The organism is Enterobacter cloacae complex sp. 302F9, from assembly GCF_050030335.1.
GTDB classification, from domain to species: Bacteria; Pseudomonadota; Gammaproteobacteria; order Enterobacterales; family Enterobacteriaceae; genus Enterobacter; species Enterobacter hormaechei_C.
The window spans coordinates 1046307-1065955 of sequence record NZ_JBLGUC010000001.1; the positions used below are offsets into that span (position 1 = coordinate 1046307).

At 53.3% G+C, this 19649-nt stretch carries 17 protein-coding genes; 7 read left to right on the forward strand and 10 right to left on the reverse strand.

All coding sequences use genetic code 11. From position 1 onward, the window contains the following. From ACQG0T_RS04940 to ACQG0T_RS04950, 3 genes are read right to left on the reverse strand one after another with little or no spacing between them, the layout of a single operon-like run. Nucleotides 1-951: an ABC transporter substrate-binding protein gene (locus ACQG0T_RS04940; RefSeq protein WP_000858088.1), complete on the reverse strand. Its 951-nt coding sequence runs from the start codon at nt 949-951 to the stop codon at nt 1-3. A gap of 46 nt (nt 952-997) precedes the next feature. Further along, nucleotides 998-1981, reverse strand: a complete 984-nt coding sequence (locus ACQG0T_RS04945) for an ABC transporter permease (RefSeq protein ID WP_017383183.1) — start codon at nt 1979-1981, stop codon at nt 998-1000. A 2-nt stretch (nt 1982-1983) separates the two neighbouring features. Next, nucleotides 1984-3483: a sugar ABC transporter ATP-binding protein gene (locus ACQG0T_RS04950; protein WP_047637561.1), complete on the reverse strand. Its 1500-nt coding sequence runs from the start codon at nt 3481-3483 to the stop codon at nt 1984-1986. A gap of 407 nt (nt 3484-3890) precedes the next feature. On the opposite strand from ACQG0T_RS04950, the gene fucI reads away from it, so the two are divergent. The 3 genes from fucI to fucU are packed head-to-tail and all read left to right on the forward strand — an operon-like array spanning nt 3891 to nt 7543. Beyond that, nucleotides 3891-5669 (forward strand): L-fucose isomerase, encoded by a 1779-nt coding sequence (gene fucI, locus ACQG0T_RS04955; RefSeq protein WP_058686211.1) that lies wholly within the window; start codon nt 3891-3893, stop codon nt 5667-5669. A 49-nt stretch (nt 5670-5718) separates the two neighbouring features. Next, nucleotides 5719-7122: an L-fuculokinase gene (gene fucK, locus ACQG0T_RS04960; RefSeq protein WP_271040579.1), complete on the forward strand. Its 1404-nt coding sequence runs from the start codon at nt 5719-5721 to the stop codon at nt 7120-7122. Continuing rightward, the gene (gene fucU / locus ACQG0T_RS04965) at nt 7115-7543 is read left to right on the forward strand and encodes an L-fucose mutarotase (protein ID WP_022647241.1); all 429 of its coding nucleotides are present in this window, start codon (nt 7115-7117) and stop codon (nt 7541-7543) included. Before fucK ends, fucU begins: the two co-directional genes overlap by 8 nt. Before the next feature lie 40 nt (nt 7544-7583). On the opposite strand, the gene cyoE is transcribed toward fucU, so the two are convergent. The 7 genes from cyoE to ACQG0T_RS05000 form a co-directional block, all read right to left on the reverse strand. Next, nucleotides 7584-8471: a heme o synthase gene (gene cyoE / locus ACQG0T_RS04970; RefSeq protein ID WP_017383188.1), complete on the reverse strand. Its 888-nt coding sequence runs from the start codon at nt 8469-8471 to the stop codon at nt 7584-7586. 11 nt (nt 8472-8482) lie between these two features. After that, nucleotides 8483-8809 carry a cytochrome o ubiquinol oxidase subunit IV gene (locus ACQG0T_RS04975; RefSeq protein WP_006809888.1) on the reverse strand — a complete coding sequence of 109 codons (327 nt, stop codon included), beginning with the start codon at nt 8807-8809 and terminating at the stop codon, nt 8483-8485. Next, entirely contained in the window at nt 8809-9423 is a 615-nt protein-coding gene (locus ACQG0T_RS04980; RefSeq protein ID WP_003859057.1) for a cytochrome o ubiquinol oxidase subunit III, read from the reverse strand. Before ACQG0T_RS04980 ends, ACQG0T_RS04975 begins: the two co-directional genes overlap by 1 nt. Continuing rightward, entirely contained in the window at nt 9413-11404 is a 1992-nt protein-coding gene (gene cyoB, locus ACQG0T_RS04985) for a cytochrome o ubiquinol oxidase subunit I (RefSeq protein WP_017383189.1), read from the reverse strand. The genes ACQG0T_RS04980 and cyoB overlap by 11 nt, the downstream gene beginning before the upstream one ends. Before the next feature lie 16 nt (nt 11405-11420). After that, nucleotides 11421-12368 carry a cytochrome o ubiquinol oxidase subunit II gene (gene cyoA / locus ACQG0T_RS04990; RefSeq protein WP_006809886.1) on the reverse strand — a complete coding sequence of 316 codons (948 nt, stop codon included), beginning with the start codon at nt 12366-12368 and terminating at the stop codon, nt 11421-11423. 478 nt (nt 12369-12846) lie between these two features. Further along, the gene (gene ampG / locus ACQG0T_RS04995; RefSeq protein WP_017383190.1) at nt 12847-14322 is read right to left on the reverse strand and encodes a muropeptide MFS transporter AmpG; all 1476 of its coding nucleotides are present in this window, start codon (nt 14320-14322) and stop codon (nt 12847-12849) included. A 45-nt stretch (nt 14323-14367) separates the two neighbouring features. After that, nucleotides 14368-14946, reverse strand: a complete 579-nt coding sequence (locus ACQG0T_RS05000; RefSeq protein ID WP_003859052.1) for a lipoprotein — start codon at nt 14944-14946, stop codon at nt 14368-14370. Nucleotides 14947-15249: 303 nt separating this feature from the next. Here ACQG0T_RS05000 and bolA point away from each other — a divergent pair, with 303 nt between their 5' ends. The 4 genes from bolA (at nt 15250) to clpX (ending at nt 19483) form a co-directional block, all read left to right on the forward strand. Beyond that, a complete protein-coding gene (bolA, locus tag ACQG0T_RS05005) occupies nt 15250-15567 on the forward strand; it encodes a transcriptional regulator BolA (protein WP_003859051.1) in 318 nt (105 codons plus the stop codon). Nucleotides 15568-15898: 331 nt separating this feature from the next. Further along, nucleotides 15899-17197: a trigger factor gene (gene tig, locus ACQG0T_RS05010; RefSeq protein WP_015571277.1), complete on the forward strand. Its 1299-nt coding sequence runs from the start codon at nt 15899-15901 to the stop codon at nt 17195-17197. 260 nt (nt 17198-17457) lie between these two features. Beyond that, nucleotides 17458-18081: an ATP-dependent Clp endopeptidase proteolytic subunit ClpP gene (gene clpP, locus ACQG0T_RS05015; RefSeq protein ID WP_006809880.1), complete on the forward strand. Its 624-nt coding sequence runs from the start codon at nt 17458-17460 to the stop codon at nt 18079-18081. Nucleotides 18082-18208: 127 nt separating this feature from the next. After that, nucleotides 18209-19483, forward strand: a complete 1275-nt coding sequence (gene clpX / locus ACQG0T_RS05020; protein WP_015571275.1) for an ATP-dependent protease ATP-binding subunit ClpX — start codon at nt 18209-18211, stop codon at nt 19481-19483. Nucleotides 19484-19649 lie beyond the last annotated feature (166 nt).

The window sequence follows — 19649 nt, forward strand, 5'->3', positions numbered from 1 at the left end:
TTATTTTTTACCAAACGGATGTAACAGTTTATCAATTTCAGGGGTGTTGATATTCTGCGCATTGACATATTTCACTGGAATATCAATTTCTTTAGCCACCGTCTGTCCGGAAATTACCGCGTTCAGCGCCTTTATGCCCTGATAACCAATCTGGTACGCGTCCTGCACCACGAAGCCCTGAATCACGCCGTTTTTGAGGAAGTTAATGATGGCTTCGGTGCTGTCAAAACCGATGACTTTCACTTTGCCCTTCAGATTCTGGCTGTCGATAGCGTTCGCAACGCCCAGGGTTGAGCCTTCGTTGGTGGCATAAATACCGGCGATATCCGGGTTGGCCTGAACCATATCAATGGTTTTATCCATCGCTTTTTGCGGGTCGCCATCGCTATATTGCACCGGCAGTACCTGAATATTCGGGTACTTCTCTTTCATTCGCTCGCTGAATCCTTCAGAGCGCTCAATGGCGGACGTCGTTCCGGCTACGTGGGCGATAATACCCACTTTCCCCTTCTGGCCTACCTGCTCCGCCAGCGCATCCGCAGCCTGTGCGCCCGCCTTACGGTTATTGGTGGCGACAAAGCTGGCCGGGATATCGGAGTTCACGCCCGAGTCGAAGGTCACCACTTTGATCCCCCGGCTGTTGGCGGTTTCGACCAGCGGGGCAAGGGCGTTTGCATCAAGCGCGGCCAGCAACAGGCCGTTTGGCTTTTGTGCCATGGTGTTTTCGACTAACTGGATCTGCTCGGCGATTTGCGTTTCATCGGCAGGGCCAACGTAGCTGGTTTTGTCACCCAACTCTTTTGCGGCAGCTTCCGTCCCCATTTTGACCGTCTGCCAGAATTCGTGCTGGTAACCTTTACTGACTACCGGCAGGTTCAAATCTTTTGCCAGCGCGCTGCTGGACAGGATGGCAACGAGCGACAGGGCGCTCAGGATATGGCTGGTTTTCATTATTTTGCTCCGTTGTAGGGTTGGCAGGGCTTGTTGCATCGAGAACCTAACGCATTCTTTTACGTAACGTGTCCAGGTAGACGGCGGCAACGACGACCACGCCCATCGCCACCATCTGCCAGAACTGGGACACGCCCATGAGATTGAGGCCGTTTTTCAGCACGCTCATAATGAACGCGCCTATGATGGTGCCGCCAATCGTGCCCACGCCGCCCATCAGACTGGTACCGCCGATCACTACCGCCGCAATGGCTTCCAGCTCATAACCCACGCCTACGGTTGGCTGGCCTGAATTGAGACGAGAGGCGAGGATCACCCCGGCCACGCCGGTTAACAGGCCGCATAAGGCGTAAACGAAAATTTTCACTCGCTGGACTTTGATCCCGGAAAGATGTGCCGCCGTTTCATTGCTGCCGACAGCGTAGATATAGCGGCCCATCACCGTTTTCTTCAGGATCCACATGGCGATCAGTGCCACGATGACCAGGTAGAACACCGGGTAAGGCAGGACGTCGAACAGGCGACCCTGCGCTAGCAGCTTGAACTGCGGGTAGTCAGAAAAATAAATCGCGCGGCCATCGGTCATCACCATATTGATGCCGCGTACCGACATCATTAAGCCGAGGGTGGCAATAAACGGTGGTATGGTCATTTTGGTGACCAGAAACGCGTTCACATAGCCGCAAAGCCCGCCGGCGAGCACGCCTGCCAGAATACAGACCGGCAGCGGCATACCAAACCCGGCGGCGATGCCCACCGCAACCCCTGAGAACGCCACCACCGATCCGAGCGACAGGTCGATCCCGGCGGTAATAATCACAAAGGTTACGCCAATGGCCATGATGCCAATCACCGCCGTTTGCAAGGCGATAGTCATGATATTTTCAGTATTAAAGAAGAACGGTGAGCTGAAGCTGAAAAACAGAACCAGCAATACCAGGCTAAAAAGAGGCGCCAGACGCATCAGGAGCGCTTTATTTATTTTCATCGTATGACTTCCGCTTTGCGGCGATGGAACGGTAACGGACATGATTAATCCTCCAGCGTGGCGTATTGCATGATTTTTTCCTGGGTGGCGTGCTCAGCCTCTATTTCGCCGGCAATGTGGCCGCTGCGCATCACAAGTATGCGGTCGCACATTCCTAATACTTCCGGCAGTTCGGATGAAATCATGATGATCGATTTACCTTTAGCGACAAGGCGGTTCATTAGTTCATAAATTTCCAGCTTGGCGCCAACATCAATTCCCCGGGTTGGCTCATCAAAAATTAAAATATCGGTATCTTTACAGACCCAGCGGGCAATAATGATCTTCTGTTGATTACCGCCGCTTAAATTCAGTGCCGCCTGTTCCAGATGCGGCGTTTTTATTCGCAGCGCATCCACCAGTTTCTGGCTGGACTCCCGGCAGCGTTTTTCATCGACATTACCCGCGGCGCCGGCGTAGTCCGGGTAATTGCCGAGCATAATGTTCATCTCAACGGAAAGGCCGAGGGCGAGTCCCTCTTTTTTGCGGTCTTCTGTTAAATAGCTGATGCCTTTCTCAATGGCGTCAGCCACGTCTTTAATCCGTGTGGGGGTGCCGTTCAGCGTCAGGGTACCGGCGTCGATCGCATCGGCGCCAAAAAGGGCCCGGCCCAGTTCCGTTCGGCCTGCGCCCATTAAGCCAGCGAGGCCGAGGATCTCACCGCGCCAGAGGGTAAAGTTGATGTCGTGCAGTACACCATTTCGCGTCAGGCCATTCACCTCCAGCACTTTTTCTCTGCGCTGATGCGGCGGGCGTTTTGGGTAGATGTTATCGAGATTGCGGCCAACCATCATGGCGATAAGCTCGCCGATCTGAACCGTTTCATAATCTACGGTGGCGATATATTGTCCGTCGCGCATGACGGTCGCGCGATCGGCGATCAGCGCCAATTCTTCCAGACGGTGCGAGATGTAGACTATCCCCGTGCCCTGAGCCTTGAGCATCCGCGTGACGTCAAATAAACTCTCGATTTCACTTTCGGTCAGCGCGGCGGTGGGTTCATCCATGATTAGCACTTTGGCATTGACCGAAATCGCTTTGGCAATTTCCACCATCTGCTGCTGGGCTACGGTTAATTCACTGACGCGGGCGTCCGGGGTGATTTTTAAATTCAGCGTGTGCAGTATTTTCTCAACCGCCTGTCGCTGGGCGCGTTTATCTAACTGCCAGCGACTATTTTTGCAGAATTCACGGCCAATAAAGATATTCTCTTCCACGGTTAAATCGGGAAAGAGATTAAATTCCTGATGGATAATCGTAATACCTGCGTGCTGAGCACTTAGCGGATCGCTGAATGATACGGATTGCCCTTCAAAGCGAATTTCACCGGAATCGGGTTGGTAAACACCGGATAATATTTTCATCAGCGTCGATTTGCCGGCACCGTTTTCACCTAACAGGGCATGAACTTCGCCGCGGCGTAAATCGAAATCAACCTGATTCAGCGCCAGCACGCCGGGAAAGCGTTTGGTGATGCGCGTCATCTGAATAAGAGTCTCTGACATTGCAAAATTCCTGTGTTGGAAAGGCAATGAATCACAAGCCACAGTGATTTAGTTATTAAGCTAACTCGACTTAGCTTTCGTCCTTAAAAGCTATTTTAGGGTCATAATTTAGCCAAATCATTTGTATTCAAATTGTGACGTCGTGCAAAGGTATTTTGTTATTTAATTGAATTTAAACGGTATGTTTAGTTTTTGCTGAATCGTAATACCTGGCGCTGATCGAATTTTGACCTCTCATCGTGAAACTGCTCACAGATTCTGCACATTTATCTTGTCTCATTTTTATTGAGAACCCTAAGCTAATTCGAGTTAGCAAATTTCACCGCTTTCCGTTCACGGTGCTGCCCGGGCGCTTTTTCACGGCTATGCCCCTGAGACGGATAGGTTAACCAACGTGAGGAAGGGCTATGAAAACGATAAAAGCGTTACCCCGGATTGGCATTCGACCTGTTATTGATGGTCGCCGAATGGGCGTACGTGAGTCTCTGGAAGAGCAGACCATGAACATGGCGAAAGCCACGGCGGCGCTACTCAGTGAAAAATTACGCCACCCCTGCGGTACGCCCGTAGAGTGCGTAATTGCCGACAGCTGCATTGCCGGAATGGCGGAATCCGCCGCTTGCGAAGAGAAGTTCAGCACGTGCCACGTTGGTCTGACGATCACCATCACCCCCTGCTGGTGTTACGGGAGTGAAACCATTGATATGGATCCGCTGCGCCCGAAAGCGATCTGGGGCTTTAATGGCACCGAGCGTCCGGGGGCGGTATACCTCGCAGCGGCGCTGGCAGCGCATAACCAGAAAGGGATCCCGGCGTTTTCTATTTACGGCCACGATGTACAGGATGCGGGCGACGAGACCATCCCGGCAGACGTTGAGGAAAAATTGTTGCGCTTCGCCCGGGCGGGCCTGGCGGTCGCCAGCATGAAGGGGAAAAGTTATCTGTCGGTGGGCGGTGTCTCAATGGGGATCGCGGGCTCGATTGTCGATCACAACTTCTTTGAATCCTGGCTGGGGATGAAGGTGCAGGCGGTGGATATGACCGAACTGCGTCGCCGCATCGATCATAAGATTTACGACGAGCAAGAACTTGAGCTGGCCCTGAGCTGGGCGAAGGCACATTTCCGTTTCGGCGAGGATAAAAACGCAGAGCAGTATCGTCGCAATGAACAGGAAAATGCCGCGATCCTGCGGGAGAGCCTGCTAATGGCGATGTGCATCCGCGACATGATGCAGGGCAACCCTAAACTCGCTGCGATGGGCCGCGTGGAGGAATCGCTGGGCTATAACGCCATTGCGTCCGGTTTCCAGGGGCAGCGCCACTGGACGGATCAGTATCCAAATGGCGATACCGCAGAGGCGCTGCTGAACAGCTCTTTCGACTGGAACGGTATTCGCCAGCCGTTGGTAGTGGCGACGGAAAATGACAGCCTTAACGGGGTAGCGATGCTGTTTGGGCATCTGATGACCGGCACCGCGCAGATTTTTGCTGATGTACGCACCTACTGGTCGCCGGAGTCGGTTGAGCGTGTTACCGGCCAGAAGCTCACTGGACGGGCTGAGCACGGCATTATTCATCTGATCAACTCCGGCTCGGCGGCGCTGGACGGTACAGCGGAGCAGAAAAACGCCGAGGGGAAACCGACCCTGAAACCACACTGGGACATTACTGAGCAGGAAGCCAACGCGTGCCTGGCCGCAACCCACTGGTGTCCGGCGGTGCATGAATACTTCCGCGGGGGCGGTTTCTCATCAAACTTCCTCACCCGGGGTGGCGTGCCATTTACCATGACCCGCGTAAACCTCATCAAGGGTGTGGGTCCGGTATTACAGATAGCGGAAGGCTGGAGTGTTGAGCTGCCGGAACACGTACATGACATTCTGAATAAGCGCACCGATTCAACCTGGCCCACCACCTGGTTTGCCCCACGCCTGACCGGTAAAGGCCCGTTCAGCGACGTCTATTCAGTGATGGCGAACTGGGGCGCTAACCACGGGGTATTAACCGTCGGGCACGTCGGTGCTGATTTCATCACCCTGGCGTCCATGCTGCGCATCCCTGTATGCATGCATAACGTACCGGAGGCGCTGATTTATCGGCCGACGGCCTGGGGCGCTCACGGTATGGATCCGGAAGGGCAGGATTACCGCGCCTGTGAAAATTACGGCCCGTTATACAAACATTAATCCGGCCTGCCAGCCTGCTCCGGCGGGCTGGCAGCCTGTGGGGACCGCGATGAAAAAATGTTTTCTGGTTCTCGATTGTGGCGCGACGAACGTGCGCGCCATTGCGCTGGATCCCGAAGGGAATATTGTGGCGCGCGCCGCGGTGGCGAACGAAAGCGAAAGCGCCGCTGAAAATCCGGCCTGGCACCAGTGGTCGCTCGACGCCATCATGCAACGGTTTGCCGTCTGTTGTCAGAAAATCAGCGCAGCGCTGAGCGAGCATCACCTGTGCGGAATGAGTGTGACGACCTTTGGCGTGGATGGCGCACTGGTAGATGAGCGGGGAGAACTGCTTTACCCGATCATCAGCTGGAAGTGCCCGCGAACCGTGCCGGTGATGGAAGCGGTTGCCCGTTCATGCTCCCCGGCAGAACTACAGCAGATCACCGGCGTTGGGCAGTTTAGTTTTAACACGTTGTATAAGCTAGGCTGGCTTCAGGACAACCATCCCGATCTGTTACAGCGTGCTCACGCCTGGCTTTTTATCTCCTCGCTAATCAACCATCGCCTGACCGGAAAGATGACGACCGATCTCACGATGGCCGGTACCAGTCAGATGTTCGATCTGCATCAGCAGCGCTTCAGTGAAACGATCTTAAGCAAGATCGGCGTGTCTCATTCCCTTTTCCCGCCGCTGGTTTCCCCCGGAGAAAGGATTGGTGAATTGCGGCCCGACGCTGCATCCAGGCTCGGATTGCCTTGCGGTGTGCCGGTGATCTCCGCCGGGCACGACACGCAGTTTGCCCTTTTTGGCGCCGGGGCGGGAATTAATGAGCCAGTTCTCTCTTCGGGTACCTGGGAGATTTTAATGGCGCGCACCACGCAGGTTGATACCGCTTTGCTGGGGCAATACCCGGGCGCGACCTGCGAACTGGATAGCCGGACGGGGCTCTATAATCCGGGAATGCAATATCTGGCGTCTGGCGTACTGGAGTGGATCCGCGCGCTGTTCTGGTCGCCTGGTACCGACTGGGACACTATTCTGGCTCAGGCGGCGGCAATTCCGAACGGCGCGGATGGCGTCACGATGAATACCCAACTGCTCGATTCTCCACTCGCCGGCTGGCAGGGCGTTACGCTCACCACAACGCCAGCCCATTTTTACCGCGCAGCCCTGGAAGGACTCACGGTGCATCTGCAAGAAAAATGCCTGGCGCTGGAGGCGATCGCGCAATTTAAGGCGCGTGAACTCCTGCTGGTGGGGGGAGGTAGCCGCAATATGCTGTGGAATCAGCTCAAGTCCAATGCGCTTGGGATCCCGGTGAAGGTTCTTGAAGAGGCTGATACGACCGTGCTGGGGGCGTCTTTGTACGGATGGTGGGGCGTCGGAGAAACGGCCAGCGCTGAGGCTGCTCGCGATCGGGTCCACTATCGTTACCGTTATTTCTATCCTGAGGAGCAACCTTGTGCTTAAAACGATATCCCCTCTGATTTCACCCGAGCTGCTGAAAACGCTGGCAGAAATGGGTCATGGTGACGAGATTATTTTTGCAGATGCTCACTTTCCCGCGCACAGCCTGGGGCCAAAGACGATCCGCGCAGATGGCCTGCTCATCAGCGATTTGCTGGCCGCGGTGATACCGCTGTTTGAACTGGACAGCTATGCGCCACCGCTGGTGATGATGGCCCCTGTCGACGGGGATACGCTCGATATACAGGTAGAAGCGCGCTATCGCAACGCACTCTTTGGTGAGGCGGAAGGGGAGGGGATTACGCGTATTGACCGTTATGCGTTTTATGCGCGGGCACAGAAAGCGTACGCCATCGTGGTGACGGGCGAGACCGCGAAATACGGCAATATACTGTTAAAGAAAGGGGTTACGCCGTACCAATAAAAAACGCCGGGCTAAACCCGGCGTTTTTACATCAGTCTTCTTACCAGACGTAAGTCAGCAGGTGTTGTGAATCTGGCACCATGAAGTCTACGGACATCATCACGGACAGGGAGGTGATGGCGACAATCGAGAACACAAACAGCTTGCGTGCCCAGACCTTGTCATCTTCCACTTTATAACCGCGCAGGGCCATGCCGAGCCACCATACGCTCACCGCAGCTGCTACCACCAGATATTTATATCCGGCGTAACCGCCCAGAGAGAGCATCAGCGTTGCCACGGCAAAAGCGATGATGTAGAGCGTGATGTGGTTCTTGGCAACCGAAATGCCTTTCACGACCGGCAGAACCGGAATGTTCGCCGCCTGATAATCCTTAAAGCGGAAAATCGCGATGGCGTAGGAGTGCGGCATCTGCCACAGGCTAAAGATAGCCAGCAGGATGAGCGCACCGCTGTCGAACTCGTTCGTGACGGCGCAGTAGCCAATCACCGGCGGCGCCGCGCCGGAGAGAGAACCAATCAGCGTGCCGTAGACGGAGTGACGTTTCATATACAGGCTGTAGACGCCCACATACACCACGAACCCCATCACCCCCAGCCAGCAGGCCAGCGGGTTAGCACCAAACCACAGCAGCATAAAGCCAGCAATACCCAGCAAGGTGGCGTACACCAGCGAGACGGAAGGAGCAATCAGGCCTTTAACCAGCACCCGATTTTTGGTCCTTTCCATCTTCTTGTCGATATCCATGTCGATGTAGTTGTTAAATACACAACCGGACGCAACCACCAGTGACACACCGACCAGCGTGTAAATAAAGAGGGTGTAATCAATGCTGCCTTTAGAGGCCAGCAGGAACCCTCCGATTACGGAGATCAGGTTGCCAAAGATGATGCCTGGTTTCGTGACTTGCAGGTATTGCTTAAACATACTCGCCGCTCTTAGTGAACCATCATGTTGTAGTTAAGGTTCCACATAATCCAGATGGAACCGACTACCAGGATAGCGATGATAATCACGGTAAAGATAAAGGCCGTCATGTTCCAGCCTTCATCGGACTTGGTGTTCATGTGCAGGAAGCAAACCAGATGCACCAGAATCTGAATCACCGCGGTCACCAGGATTGCGCCCAGGATAACCGGCTTAGATGCAGAACCGTTCATCACCATCCAGAACGGGATCACCGTCAGAATGATCGACAGGATGAAGCCTGTCATGTAGGTTTTTACGCTGCCGTGGGAAGCGCCATGATCGTTAGAATGACTCATTACATCGCCCCCATCAGATAGACAACAGAGAACACACAGATCCATACCACGTCCAGGAAGTGCCAGAACAGGCTCAGGCACATAATACGGGTACGGTTAGTACTGGTCAGGCCGCGACGGGAGATCTGGAACATCAGCACCGCCATCCAGATCAGACCCGAGGTCACGTGCAGACCGTGGGTGCCTACCAGCGCGAAGAACGCTGACAGGAAGCCGCTACGATCCGGGCCGAAACCTTCCATGATCAGGTGATGGAATTCATAGATTTCCATCCCGATAAAGCCAGCACCAAACAGCCAGGTCAACGCCAGCCAGGAGACAACCTGGCTCTTGTTGTTTTTGTACATGGCGATAGCCGCCATGCCGTAGGTGATGGAGCTGAATAACAGCAGTGCGGTTTCAACCAGAACGAACGGCAGTTCAAAGATGTCCTTACCGGTCGGGCCGCCCGCTGTGCCGTTCACCAGAACGGCATAGGTTGCGAACAGACAGCAGAACAGGATGCAGTCGCTCATCAGGTAGATCCAGAAACCGAAGACTTTCGTCGGTCCTGTATCATGGTGCGCATGTTCATGCGCGTGGGCAGTTGAGTGCGCCAGAGTATCAGTTGCCATTTTTCAGCCCCGCTTTAGAAATCTCGTCAAAATGCTGGTTTTCCAGCTTTTCAACTTCACGGACTGGTACGTAGTAGTCCACGTCCTCGTCAAAGCTCTTCACAATCCAGCTGATTACGATGCCAGCGAAGCCAACAATCGCCATCCACCAGATGTGCCAGATCATTGCGAAACCAAATACCGTTGCGAAAGCGGCAATAACCATGCCCGCGGCGCTGTTTTTCGGCATATGGATCTCTTCGTAATGCTCAGGTTGCTTGTACGCTTCACCTTTTTCTTTCATTTCCCAGAATGCATCACGCTCGTGAATGTGCGGCACTACGGCAAAGTTATAGAACGGAGGCGGAGAAGAGGTCGCCCACTCCAGCGTACGGCCACCCCACGGGTCACCGGTCAGGTCGCGGTTCAGGTTACGGTCACGGATAGACACGTAGTACTGAATCAGCTGGCACAGAATACCGCAGGCAATCAGCGCTGCGCCGCCCGCTGCAACCATCAGCATTGGGTGGAACTGCGGATCGATCTGCTGGCTCAGACGACGGGTCATCCCCATGAAGCCCAGCACGTACAGCGGCATAAACGCCACGAAGAAGCCGATGATCCAGAACCAGAACGCGCGTTTACCCCATTTTTCGTTCAGGGTGAAACCGAACGCTTTTGGCCACCAGTAGGTCACACCAGCGAAGCAGCCGAAGACCACGCCACCGATGATAACGTTATGGAAGTGCGCAATCAGGAACAGACTGTTGTGCAGAACGAAGTCAGCACCTGGTACCGCCAGCAGTACGCCGGTCATCCCACCTACGGAGAAGGTCACGATGAAGCCGATGGTCCACAGCATAGCTGAGTGGAACACGATACGACCCTGGTACATGGTGAACAGCCAGTTGAAGATCTTAACCCCGGTCGGGATCGCGATAATCATGGTGGTAATACCGAAGAAGGCGTTTACGTTGGCACCCGCACCCATGGTGAAGAAGTGGTGCAGCCAGACGATGAACGACAGGACGGTAATACATACGGTTGCCCACACCAGAGAGGTGTAACCAAACAGGCGTTTACGCGAGAAGGTTGCCGCGATTTCGGAGAACACACCGAACACCGGCAGAACCAGGATGTACACTTCCGGGTGACCCCAGGCCCAAATCAGGTTGATGTACATCATCATGTTGCCACCCATATCATTCGTGAAGAAATGGGTACCCAGATAGCGATCCAGGGTCAGCAGCGCGATGGTGACGGTCAGAATTGGGAACGACGCGATAATCAGGACGTTGGCGCACAGAGATGCCCAGGTAAATACTGGCATCTTGAACATCGTCATACCTGGTGCACGCATCTTCAGGATGGTCACGAAGAAGTTAATACCGGTCAGGGTGGTACCGACACCGGAGAGCTGAAGCGCCCAAATCCAGTAGTCAACGCCCACGCCCGGACTGTACTCAATTCCCGACAGCGGCGGGTAGGCCAGCCAGCCAGTCTGAGCAAATTCGCCCACACCCAGTGACAGGTTAACCAGGATAACGCCGACAACCGTGAACCAGAAGCTCAGGTTGTTCAGGAACGGGAACGCAACGTCGCGCGCGCCGATTTGCAGCGGAACGACCACGTTCATCAGACCGATTACCAGCGGCATCGCCACGAAGAAGATCATGATAACGCCGTGGGCGGTAAAGATCTGATCGTAGTGGTGCGGCGGCAGGAAGCCGGCTTCGCCCGCAGACGCAAGCGCCTGCTGGCTACGCATCATGATTGCATCCGCAAAGCCACGAATTAACATGACGATACCGACGATGCAGTACATGATACCGAGTTTTTTGTGGTCAACCGAAGTCAGCCACTCATTCCACAGGTAGCTCCACTTACCGAAGTAAGTGATCAGGCCAACTAAGGCCGCGCCACCAATGATAATTGCAGCCACCGTAACCATAATAATCGGTTCATGGTAGGGCACTGCATCCAGTGTCAATTTTCCGAACATTTTCTTCCTCGGCCCCTTAGTGAGCGGTTTCCGCGTGGCTCATGTCCATGCCTTCCATACCCTGGTGCGTGTTGTGCTCGCCTTCAGGCTGGGTCATGTCCATGCTCATGCCGTGATCCATAAATTTGCCAATAACGTCTTTGAACAGATTCGGTTTCACGTTAGAGAAGTACTCCACCTTGTTGTATTCGCTAGGTGCAGCCACTTTTTCGAACGCCGCCATGTCAGACATGGTGTTTGGAGACTGCTTCGCTTTTGCAACCCACTGGTCGAAAGTCGCGCGGTCTGGCGTAGCGATAGCTTTGAACTTCATACCCGAGAAGCCCGGGCCACTATAGCTGGCGGAGATACCGTCGTAGGTGCCTGCTTCATTCGCGATCAGGTGCAGGTTAGTCTGCATACCGGCCATCGCGTAAATCTGGCTGCCCAGACGTGGGATGAAGAAGGAGTTCATTACGGAGTTGGAGGTCACTTTGAACTGAACCGGAGTGTTCGCCGGGAAGGCGATTTCATTCACGGTAGCAATGCCCTGTTCTGGATAGATGAAGAACCATTTCCAGTCCATGGAGACCACTTCAATGGTAATAGGTTTTTCATCGTGAACCAGCGGTTTGCTCGGCTCAAGTGCGTGAGTGGTTTTCCAGGTCAGTACAGCAAGGAACAGGATGATCAGAATAGGTACCGTCCAGACCACAGCTTCCACTTTATTGGAGTGTGACCAGTTAGGGCTATACTTCGCATCTTTATTGCTCGCACGATACTTCCAGGCGAAACCAACAGCCATCAAGATGGCAGGAATAACCACAATCAACATCAGGCCAAAAGCCGTCAGTATCAATGAACGTTGTTCCAGTCCAATCTGTCCTTTGGGGTCTAGTAGTGCAGAATCGCAGCCACTGAGTAATACAGTGCCTGCGAATAATGACAACCATCCCAAACTTTTATTGTATTTCCTGAGTCTCATTTAACGACCTCAATTCCACGGGAGTCTGGTGGCGTTTAAAGTGTGGGGGCATTTTACGGGAAGGTTACATTACTGTAAACATCATTAGCCCTGTGTCAGGAAGGTGTTACCGGGTTCTGCCGCACATGTCACAAGTGTTGCAAATTATGTCGCGTTTTCCGGGGGAAGCCGCACGGAGCGGGCGTTATAACGAAAGGGTGCCCCAGCATACCGCAAAAGGGACAATTGGTATAACCATTGTGAAAAATACACAAATAATTAACAATTAATTATCAATAAAAAGACAACTAAAAAACGAAAATTCAATCTTTCGAATGCTGAATCGTTTAACGGAAAATAGCGTAGCGAAATAAGCTCCAATAATTTCCGAATGCTATCCCGCACAAAACAACAAATATTTTTTTTGCCGATGGCGGTTATTTCGCCGTTATAATTTCGTGTCGTTATTACAACGGGAAATAACCTTTCGCTTTTTACTTCATGTCATCTGCGTTTTCCGCAATGACATGAAATCCAGCATCCCACCGGTCAGGATACCCACGATGGCGAGTAACACCCCTGCATCAAGCAGCTGGGTTTCAAACGGAAGCGACAAGGTGGTCGTCGCATTCAAGATGAGTACCGCGAGCCACACTACCAGCGCAAGACAACCAGCCATCAGCAGACGCAGGGCAAACCGATAGGCAGCCTGATATTCCGTGCGCGGCATGAAGTGTTCCGTCCGCTGGGTATATTCCAGCGTCTGGCGACAGACCAGCAGCAATAAAATCCCCGGCACCGCCGCCACCACCGAGAAGAGATAAAACGTCGGCCAGCCGTGAGCTTCAACAAACCAGCCCGCGACGGGGCCAACGTATACGCGCCCGACGGCAGAAAGGGCAGACAGTAGCGCAAATTGGGTGGCGGAAAATGACTTATTGCACAGCGTCATCAGCAGGGCGACAAATGCCGCAGTGCCCATACCGCCACACAGGTTTTCAAAGAATACCGCCGTCGCCATGCTGATCATATGCTTGTCGGTGATCGACAGCAGCCAGTAACCGGCATTCGATGCGCCCTGAAGGATGCCGAAGATCAGCAGAGCGCGGAACAGCGTCAGGCGCTGCATCAATACACCGCCGTACAGCGCGCCGACGATCGTGGCAAACAGTCCCAGGGTTTTGTTCACCACGCCGACTTCGCCCGCATCAAACCCGACGCCGCGGATCAGGAAGGTGGTGGTCAGACTCATGGCGAAAGCGTCGCCAAGCTTATAAAGGACAATCAGCAGCAGGATCAGCCAGGCATTATTGCGACCAAAGAAGTCGCGGAGCGGTGCGGCGACGGCCTGCTCCAGCGAGCGGGGGACCGGAATCACATCGCTCGGTTCAGGCGCGAATAGCGTGGCAATAATGCAGGGGATCAGCAGAGCGGCCATCAGCCAGTACATTCCCTGCCAGCCGAGATAGCGGTCGGCAAGCCAGAGGGCCAGCCCGCCGGAAACCAGCATACCCAGGCGGTAGCCAAGCACGCTGATTGCCGCACCGGCGCCACGCTCTTCTGCTGGCAGGACGTCCGTCTTCCAGGCGTCAAAAACAATGTCCTGCGAAGCGGAACAGAAGGCGATGACCACCGCAAGCGCGGCCATCCAGCGCAGCTGTGTTGACGGCTCAAGGAAACCCATTGCGGCAATGGCCAGCAACAGCAGCACCTGCGTCATCACTAACCAGCCGCGACGGCGCCCGAGGAACGGTGGGGTATAGCGATCCATCACCGGCGACCACAGGAACTTAAAGACGTAAGCCTGGCCGACGAGCGAGAAGAAACCAATGGTTTTAAGATCGATGTTCTCAACCGTCATCCACGCCTGTAACGTGCCGGAGGTGAGCGCAAGGGGTAAACCGGAGGCGAAACCAAGGATCAGCAGAATAGCTGATTTCGGTTGCTGGAAAATACGTAAGTAGTGACTGGACATGTTCTTATGAACTGACCCGGTGAAGCACCGGGTCAGTCAGCAGGATTAACGGGCGTTCTGCTTGATGAAGTCGTGAATGCTGGTGTCCTGTGCCATGTCGGCAATGGTGTCAGTCAGCACACTGTTAACCGCGTCAGCGATATTTTTGTTGGAGGCCTGGAATGCGCCTTCAACGGAATAGCTTGCACGGTAGTTTTTGTTCATTTTATTGCCGTTCTTCGCGGTAGCAATGATGGCGATATCGGCTTTGGTCGCAATGTTGTAGCGAACGTTACCCTGGGAGACGTCAGCGTACAGGTTGTTCACGATGATTTGCAGATCAACCGCGCCGCTTGGGCCAATCATGTAGCCACGGGAGGTCATCTGTTTTTCCAGCACTTCCTGCAACAGGAAGCGCAGGTCGCGGGAGGCGGTCAGCGTGACCTGCTGGTTGTCGCGAGTCACTTTCGCCAGCGCCTGGTCCTGACGCTGATCGGCGCCATTAATGCTGACTGTGACGCCCATCAGGCTTGGATCCTGCTGAGGCAGGGTAATTTTTGGTGAAACGTCAATGGTCGTCGGCGGAGTCGCGCAGCCGGCGAGCATAAAGAGTGCTACCAACGGAAAGAAGAGTTTTTTTAACATTTTCGGGTTCTCAACGAATCGTAAGCAAAGAGAGAAAAATTGCCGCCATCATAACATCGCTAACGGCCAGGGGAAGTGGTCAACGCATGTAAATTCATCGCCTTGTCCGAAAACTGACCACCTTTCCGCTTTTCTCTGCCTGTAAGTGACAAAACGTATGAACCTCATAGTGAACTTCATTCGTTTGGATGAGAAAATCAGACGAAAGCTAAATATTTGTTGTCAAGGTGTAATGGAACCGGTAAAAGCGGCTAATATTTAAAGGGATGGGTGACACCTTAGCGTTGTCGGAGGAGTGATTTCATGATGATACGTGAACAGATAGAAGAAAAATTAAGGGCAGCGTTCAACCCTGTGTTTCTCGAAGTTGTCGACGAAAGCTATCGTCATAACGTGCCGGCAGGTTCTGAAAGCCACTTTAAAGTGGTTCTGGTCAGCGATCGCTTCACGGGAGAACGTTTCCTGAACCGACACCGCTTGATCTACAGCACCTTGACGGAAGAACTCTCCACAACCGTACATGCGCTGGCGCTGCATACCTACACCATTAAGGAATGGGAAGGGCTACAGGATACGGTATTCGCATCACCGCCTTGTCGGGGTGCAGGCACCATCGCCTGATAAATCGGATTTGCAACCGCCGGAGTTTTTCCAGTATGTTGCTTACAGATTTCGTCAAAACGGCCTTCGGGCCGTTTTGTTTTGTCTGAGTTTTGAGCGGATGGCGCGTTTTTAAGGCTAAAAATAGCCTTAAAGTGTGAAAAAAGCCGCAGCAACATGCTCCAACCGTTCTCGACTCACCTAAGTGATGCCGCTATAATGCCGCGTCTTATTGAATGTCTTCGGGATGATTCTGGCGACAGGGAATGTGAATCTGCACATAAGAGAGCATCCCGGTATAACAGACAGATTCAGAGTTGACCGAGCACTGTGATTTTTTTGAGGTAACAAGATGCAAGTTTCAGTTGAAACCACTCAAGGCCTTGGCCGCCGTGTAACGATTACTATCGCTGCTGACAGCATCGAAACTGCTGTGAAAAGCGAGCTGGTCAACGTAGCAAAAAAAGTACGTATTGACGGCTTCCGCAAGGGCAAAGTACCAATGAATGTTGTTGCTCAGCGTTATGGCGCTTCCGTGCGTCAGGATGTGCTGGGTGAACTGATGAGCCGCAACTTTATCGACGCGATCATCAAAGAAAAAATCAATCCAGCCGGCGCGCCGAACTACGTTCCAGGTGAATACAAGCAGGGCGAAGACTTCACCTACTCCGTAGAGTTCGAAGTGTACCCGGAAGTTGAGCTGAAAGGTCTGGAATCTATCGAAGTTGAAAAACCGATCGTTTCCGTGACTGACGAAGACGTTGACGGCATGCTGGATACCCTGCGCAAGCAGCAGGCGAACTGGAAAGAGAAAGAAGGCGCTGTTGACGCGGAAGACCGCGTAACCATCGACTTCACCGGTTCTGTAGACGGCGAAGAGTTCGAAGGCGGTAAAGCGTCTGACTTCGTACTGGCGATGGGCCAGGGTCGTATGATCCCAGGCTTCGAAGACGGTATCAAAGGCCACAAAGCGGGCGAAGAGTTCACCATTGACGTGACCTTCCCTGAAGAATACCACGCTGAAAACCTGAAAGGTAAAGCAGCGAAGTTCGTTATCAACCTGAAGAAAGTGGAAGAGCGCGAACTGCCAGAACTGACCGAAGAATTCATCAAGCGTTTCGGCGTGGAAGATGGTTCTGTTGCGGGCCTGCGTACCGAAGTGCGTAAAAACATGGAGCGCGAGCTGAACGGCGCTGTACGTAACCGCGTGAAGTCTCAGGCGATTGAAGGTCTGGTGAAAGCGAACGACATCGACGTTCCTGCTGCCCTGATCGACAGCGAAATCGACGTTCTGCGCCGTCAGGCTGCACAGCGCTTCGGTGGCAACCAGCAGCAAGCGATGGAACTGCCACGCGAGCTGTTCGAAGAGCAAGCGAAACGTCGCGTTGTTGTCGGCCTGCTGCTGGGCGAAGTGATTCGTACCCACGAGCTGAAAGCTGACGAAGAGCGTGTGAAAGGCCTGATCGAGGAGATGGCTTCTGCATACGAAGATCCATCTGAAGTGATCGAGTTCTACGGTAAGAACAAAGAGCTGATGGACAACATGCGCAACGTCGCACTGGAAGAGCAGGCTGTTGAAGCGGTACTGGCGAAAGCGAAAGTGACCGAAAAAGAGACCTCTTTCACCGAACTGATGAACCAGCAGGCGTAATTTCGCCCCGACGGTTTAAAGTTTGAACAAAAAACCCGTTGCCCTCCGGCGACGGGTTTTTTTTATCACAGCTTTAGTCCTGGAAGGGTGCTAAAACGCCCTTTCAGTGTTAGCGTTACAACAAAACGTTGTTATGCTTGAAATAGGGCATGACGACCCCCATTAGTATGTAATCACGATGATTGAGACTGGCTGATAATCCGTCCATAAGGTTACAATCAGTACAGCAGGTGTTTTCAATTTTGAACCAGGAGACGGAAATGTCATACAGTGGCGAACGAGATAACTTTGCACCCCATATGGCGCTGGTGCCAATGGTTATTGAACAGACCTCACGCGGTGAGCGTTCTTTCGATATCTATTCCCGTCTGCTCAAGGAACGCGTTATCTTTCTGACCGGCCAGGTGGAAGACCATATGGCTAACCTGATCGTGGCGCAGATGCTGTTCCTGGAAGCGGAAAACCCGGAAAAAGACATTTACCTGTACATCAACTCGCCAGGCGGTGTGATTACGGCGGGCATGTCAATTTATGACACCATGCAATTCATCAAGCCGGATGTCAGTACCATCTGTATGGGGCAGGCGGCATCCATGGGTGCTTTCCTGTTAACCGCAGGGGCGAAAGGTAAGCGTTTCTGCCTGCCTAACTCCCGCGTGATGATTCACCAGCCGCTGGGTGGTTACCAGGGCCAGGCGACGGATATTGAAATCCACGCCCGAGAAATTCTGAAAGTAAAAGCGCGCATGAATGAACTTATGGCGCAGCATACGGGTCAACCTCTCGAGCAGATCGAGCGCGATACCGAGCGCGATCGCTTCCTCTCTGCACCAGAGGCAGTTGAGTACGGCTTAGTCGACTCCATTTTGACCCATCGTAATTGATGCCCGCGACGCGAGTGTGCCGCTATACTAAGGTAGGGCGGAACGTTGCCTGTAAGCAGCTTGCGTCTGAGAATGGCATTTGCGTCGTCATGTGCGGCACATAGAACTTAAAAAGAGGTTTGGACTCATGACAGATAAACGCAAAGATGGTTCGGGCAAACTGCTGTACTGCTCTTTTTGCGGCAAAAGCCAGCATGAAGTGCGTAAACTGATTGCCGGGCCGTCCGTGTATATCTGCGACGAATGCGTCGATTTATGTAACGACATCATTCGCGAAGAGATTAAAGAAGTCGCGCCGCACCGTGAGCGCAGCGCGTTACCAACGCCACACGAGATTCGCCACCACCTGGACGACTATGTCATTGGTCAGGAGCAGGCGAAAAAAGTGCTGGCGGTGGCGGTATACAACCACTACAAACGTCTGCGTAACGGCGATACCAGCAATGGCGTAGAGCTGGGCAAAAGTAACATTCTGCTGATCGGGCCTACGGGTTCTGGTAAAACCCTGCTGGCGGAAACGCTGGCGCGCCTGCTGGATGTTCCGTTCACCATGGCGGATGCCACCACCCTGACCGAAGCCGGTTATGTGGGTGAAGACGTTGAAAATATTATCCAGAAGCTGCTCCAGAAGTGCGATTACGACGTACAGAAAGCCCAGCGCGGGATCGTCTATATCGATGAGATCGACAAAATCTCCCGTAAATCAGACAACCCGTCGATCACCCGTGACGTCTCGGGCGAGGGCGTGCAGCAGGCGCTGCTGAAGCTGATCGAAGGTACGGTTGCGGCTGTTCCACCGCAGGGTGGACGTAAACATCCGCAGCAGGAATTCTTGCAGGTTGATACCTCCAAGATCCTGTTTATCTGTGGTGGTGCGTTTGCAGGCCTGGATAAAGTGATCTCTCACCGTGTGGAAACCGGCTCCGGCATTGGTTTTGGCGCAACGGTGAAAGCCACGTCTGAAAAACCAAACGAAGGCCAGCTGCTGGCGCAGGTTGAACCGGAAGATCTGATCAAATTCGGTTTGATTCCGGAATTTATCGGCCGTCTGCCGGTTGTGGCGACCCTGAACGAACTGAGCGAAGACGCGCTGATTCAGATCCTGAAAGAGCCGAAAAACGCGCTGACCAAGCAGTATCAGGCGCTGTTTAATCTGGAAGGCGTTGAGCTGGAATTCCGTGACGAAGCACTGGACGCGATTGCCAAGAAAGCGATGGCGCGTAAAACCGGTGCCCGTGGCCTGCGTTCTATCGTAGAAGCAGCATTGCTCGACACGATGTACGATCTTCCTTCTATGGAAGACGTTGAAAAAGTCGTGATCGACGAGTCCGTCATTGGTGGCCAGTCCAAGCCGTTACTGATTTACGGTAAACCGGAAGCGCAGCAGGCATCTGGCGAATAATTCACCATTTCATACAATCAGTTAATCAAAAAGGGGGGATTTTATCTCCCCTTTACTTTTTCCGTATTCATGGCGTTGAATGTATGGGAAACATCCCCATATACTGGATTACATGTTAATGGTTGTGTGAAGCACAGTTACATGACCAGTTTACCTGGCGGACACT